This window comes from Nocardia aobensis NBRC 100429, assembly GCF_000308375.1.
GTDB classification, from domain to species: Bacteria; Actinomycetota; Actinomycetes; order Mycobacteriales; family Mycobacteriaceae; genus Nocardia; species Nocardia aobensis.
This window is the reverse complement of the sequence record NZ_BAFQ01000046.1, coordinates 1-4,394: the sequence shown is the minus strand read 5'-3', so window position 1 is coordinate 4,394 and position 4,394 is coordinate 1. Positions and strand designations below refer to the sequence as shown.

Annotated in this window: 5 protein-coding genes; all 5 read right to left on the bottom strand. The window is 66.0% G+C overall.

Going from position 1 to position 4,394, the window contains the following annotated elements; genetic code table 11:
- Positions 1-262 precede the first annotated feature (262 nt).
- A complete protein-coding gene (gene murA / locus RJ03_RS05910; RefSeq protein ID WP_036498596.1) occupies positions 263-1,525 on the bottom strand; it encodes a UDP-N-acetylglucosamine 1-carboxyvinyltransferase in 1,263 nt (420 codons plus the stop codon).
- Positions 1,526-1,535: 10 nt separating this feature from the next.
- Complete coding sequence (locus tag RJ03_RS05905; RefSeq protein WP_051024363.1) at positions 1,536-2,144, bottom strand: cob(I)yrinic acid a,c-diamide adenosyltransferase; 609 nt, start codon at positions 2,142-2,144, stop codon at positions 1,536-1,538.
- Between the two features lie 24 nt (positions 2,145-2,168).
- Entirely contained in the window at positions 2,169-2,591 is a 423-nt protein-coding gene (locus RJ03_RS05900; protein WP_030518273.1) for a DUF2550 domain-containing protein, read from the bottom strand.
- A gap of 476 nt (positions 2,592-3,067) precedes the next feature.
- On the bottom strand, positions 3,068-3,442 hold the full coding sequence (locus RJ03_RS05895; protein WP_036498593.1) for a F0F1 ATP synthase subunit epsilon: 375 nt from the start codon (positions 3,440-3,442) through the stop codon (positions 3,068-3,070).
- 6 nt (positions 3,443-3,448) lie between these two features.
- Positions 3,449-4,394, bottom strand: a 946-nt coding sequence (gene atpD, locus RJ03_RS05890; protein ID WP_036498590.1) for a F0F1 ATP synthase subunit beta, incomplete at its 5' end; no start/stop codon positions are given.

Genomic DNA, 4,394 nt, shown 5'->3' with positions numbered 1-4,394 from the left:
CACGCACTCACCATCTCCCAGATTTTCATCTGTTCGATCGGCGAGGCAACTTTTCCAGCTTAGCTCAACCATCGGACCCGAACCAAATCGGGATCTCGGTCGAACCAGTGTGATCGTCAGGCGCTCCCCGTACTACCTCGTTGTCCCCTTGCCTTTCGGCCCGGGGTTGGTGTCCGTGTCGCTCTGACTTGGAATAAGTTACGTGGCGGTTGATTCCATGTCAAATCGCCTGGTCAGGAAGGTCTTTCGGATGTACGGCGGACTACGCCGGCGTGCCGACCCGTTTCACCTCGGCGCCCAGCGAGCGCAAATTCTCGACGAAGTGGGGGTAGCCGCGGTCGATGTGGAAGACGTCGTGCACCTCGGTGACGCCGTCGGCGACGAGACCCGCGAGCACCAGACCCGCGCCGGCGCGGATATCGGACGACCACACCGGCGCACTCGACAGCCGCGGGATGCCGCGAACCACGGCGTGGTGGCCGTCGGTACGGGCGTCGGCGCCCAGGCGGATCATCTCCTCGACGAAACGGAAGCGCGCCTCGAAGATGTTCTCGGTGATCATCGACGTCCCGTCGGCGATGGTCGCCAGGCCGATCGCCATCGGCTGCAGATCGGTCGGAAAGCCCGGGAACGGCAGGGTGGAGAAATTCACCGCCCGCGGCCGCTCCGGTTGTTCCACCCGGAAACCGTTGGGTTCGAACGTGATTCGCGCACCCGCCGAGCGCAGCTTGTCCAGCACCAGCGAGAGGTGTTTGGGATTCAAGCCGGTGACGCGCACGTCGCCCCTCGTCATCGCGGCGGCGATTCCCCAGGTCGCGGCCACGATCCGGTCGCCGATCACCTGATGGGTGGTGGGCACGAGTTTGCGCACACCGGAGATGGTGAGGACCGAGGTGCCGGCGCCGTCGATGCGGGCGCCCATCCGGGTGAGCATGGTGCACAGGTCGACGATCTCGGGTTCACGCGCGGCGTTGTCGATCACCGTCTCCCCCTCCGCGAGGACCGCGGCCATGAGGATGTTCTCGGTCGCACCGACGGACGGGAAATCCAGCCGGATCCGCGCGCCCTGCAGCTCGTCGGCGCGAGCGACCAGGCAGCCGTGCTCGATTTCGCTGGTCGCGCCGAGCAATCTCAGGCCGGCCTGGTGCATATCGAGCGGACGGGACCCGATCGCGTCGCCGCCGGGCAGGGCGACGACGGCGCGCTTACACCGCGCCATCAGCGGTCCGAGGACGCAGACCGAGGCGCGGAACTGGGTCACCGCCGGAAAGTCGGCGTGATACTTCGGCTCGGCCGGGGTGGTGATGGCGACCACCGATCCGGCCACGGTGACATCGCAGCCCAGACCACGCAGGACCTCCGCCATCAGCGGCACATCCAGGATGTCCGGGCAGTTGGTGATCGTCGTCGTGCCTTCGGCCAACAGGGCGGCGGCCATCAACTTGAGGACGCTGTTCTTCGCGCCACCCACTGAGACCTCGCCGACCAGCCGACTGCCCCCGGTCACCAGAAACCGTTCACTCACGGGGGCCAGCCTAACGGGAGGGCTGGTCGGTCGCGGCCGGTCCGCCGGTCTCCGATCCCCCGGGCCGCCACAGCACGTCACCGTCCGGGTTGGCCACCCGGCCGAGGATGAACAGCAGATCGGACAGCCGATTGAGGTATTTCGCGGGCAACACGCTGATGTCGTCCGGATGCGCGTCCACCGCCGCCCACGCCGCGCGTTCCGCCCGGCGCGCCACGGTGCGGGCCGTATGCAGCAGCGCGGCCAACGGCGTGCCGCCGGGCAGGATGAACGAATTCAGCGGAGCGAGCTCGGCATTGAACTCGTCGCACCAGCGTTCCAGGCGATCGATATAGGACTGGGTGATCCGCAGCGGCGGATATTTCGGGTCCGGCACAACCGGGGTGGACAGATCGGCGCCGGCATCGAACAGATCGTTCTGCACTTGGCGCAGCACCTCGGCGATGCGCGCTTGCGGCTGTCCGAGGGCGAGTGCCACGCCGAGAGCGGCGTTGGTCTCGTCGCAGTCGGCGTAGGCGGCCAGTCGCGGATCGGTCTTCGGCACCCGGGAAAAGTCGCTCAGGCCGGTGGTGCCGTCGTCTCCGGTCCGGGTATAGATCTTGGTCAGATGCACACTCATGGCTGGTGACCACCTATTTCTGGGTCAACGCCCCGGGCGTCGCCGGATGCGTTCGGAGGGCCGTGATTCGACCCAGGACAGGAATGCCGTCAGCGCAGGGCGATCCAGGGCGAGTTCATAGCTGCCGTCACCGTCGGAGACCGCGATCACGACGATGTCGTCGGTCATGATGTCGTACTCGTCGCCCACCGGAGAACGCCGATCGACCACTTCGATGCCCAGCCGCCGGATGGTCGAATCCGGTCCCACCTTCAGGCTGGTGAGTTTGTAGAAGACGAGCCGGGATTCGCCGTAGCGAATCAGGCCGTGCCGCCACCCTTGACCACCCTGCGCCGGAAGTACGCGCAGAATCGCCGCGGTTCCACCTCGGCGCAACATGATCAGGCGATACAGCGACACCAGCGCTACGCCGACCAGCAGCAGCACCAGAATGATCAGAAGCACCATCCCGGTCCGCAATCCAGGTCCGTCCCTTCGCTTCGCCCCTGTGCCGTCGCCAGCGCCGTGCCATCCCCGAACAAGGCCGCTCCCGCAGCGAGTCTACAAACCAGGGCGCCGCGGCACACAGCCGGTACATCCGTTCCACAAACGAGGATATCGGCCGATTCGCCGATCCGGAGGAAGGTGATCAGAGGCACACTCGCACAAGGACATTCGAAGCCCATCCGGGTTGGCTGTGCATGGGGTTCACAATGGGCCCGTATTCGCAGGTTGCACTCGGCCCATGGTGACGCGCCCTGGACGGTCACCATCGCCAGGGCGTGGCCGGTCCCGGTCTCCTGGCCGTAGTCGTCCGGCATTTCCAGGCCCTCTCGAACCGGCCGCAAACAGACCGCGCGGTGAACAGAAACGCCGTGTGGCGGCCCGGATATCCGGACCGCCACACGGTTGCGCTATTCGGTTCTCGCCCTGAGGCGTTCGCCTCAGGCGTTTATCGCTTCCACCGCGCGAATTCGCGCGGTCGCCGCATTCTGTTCCTGCTCCGAGGCATTCGGATCGGCCAGTACCGCGCGGGCGGCGTCGAGATCGATATCGCCCGCGAATTCCGCCGATTCGGCGAGAATCCGGACCGCCTCACCCGTGCACGAGAAGAAACCGCCGTGCACGGCCGCGACGATGCGCTCGCCCTCGGTGCTGTCGATGGTCACGATTCCGCCCTCGACCAGCTGGCCGAGCACGGGCTCGTGGCCGTGCAGAATACCGATCTGACCTTCCGTGGTCTGGGCGCTGACGAAACTCGCCGTCCCCGACCACAGCCGCCGCTCGATGGCGACCAGATCAACTGACATATCCGCCATGGTGGACTACTTCCCGGCGATCTTCTTCGCGGCCGCCTCGACGTCGTCCAGGCCACCGCAGGAGTTGAACGCCTGCTCCGGCAGGTGGTCGAATTCGCCCTTGCAGACCCGCTCGAAGTCGTCGATGGTCTGCTCCAGCGGCACGACCGAACCCGGCTGACCGGTGAACTTCTCGGCCACGATGAAGTTCTGGCCGAGGAACTTCTCCAGACGACGCGCCCGGCCGACGAGGACCTTGTCCTCTTCGGAGAGCTCGTCCATACCCAGAATCGCGATGATGTCCTGGAGTTCCTTGTACTTCTGCAGGATTCGCTTGACCTCGTTGGCCACCGCGAAGTGCCGCTCGCCGACGATCGAGGCCTCGAGGATTCGCGAGGTCGAGGTCAGCGGGTCGACGGCGGGGTAGATACCCTTCTGCGAAATCGGGCGGGAGAGCTCGGTGGTCGCGTCCAGGTGGGCGAAGGTGGTCGCCGGCGCCGGGTCGGTGTAGTCGTCGGCGGGGACGTAGATCGCCTGCATCGAGGTGATCGAACGACCACGGGTCGAGGTGATGCGCTCCTGCAGCTGACCCATCTCGTCCGCCAGGGTCGGCTGGTAACCGACGGCCGAAGGCATACGACCCAGCAGGGTCGAGACCTCGGAACCGGCCTGGGTGAAACGGAAGATGTTGTCGATGAACAGCAGCACGTCCTGACCCTGCACATCGCGGAAGTACTCCGCCATGGTCAGCGCGGACAGCGCGACGCGCATACGGGTGCCCGGCGGCTCGTCCATCTGGCCGAAGACGAGGGCGGTGTCCTGAAGAACGCCCATCTCCTCCATTTCCAGGTGGAGGTCGGTGCCCTCACGGGTGCGCTCACCGACGCCGGCGAACACCGACGTACCGGAGAACTCACGCGCGATACGGGTGATCATCTCCTGGATCAGAACGGTCTTGCCGACACCGGCACCA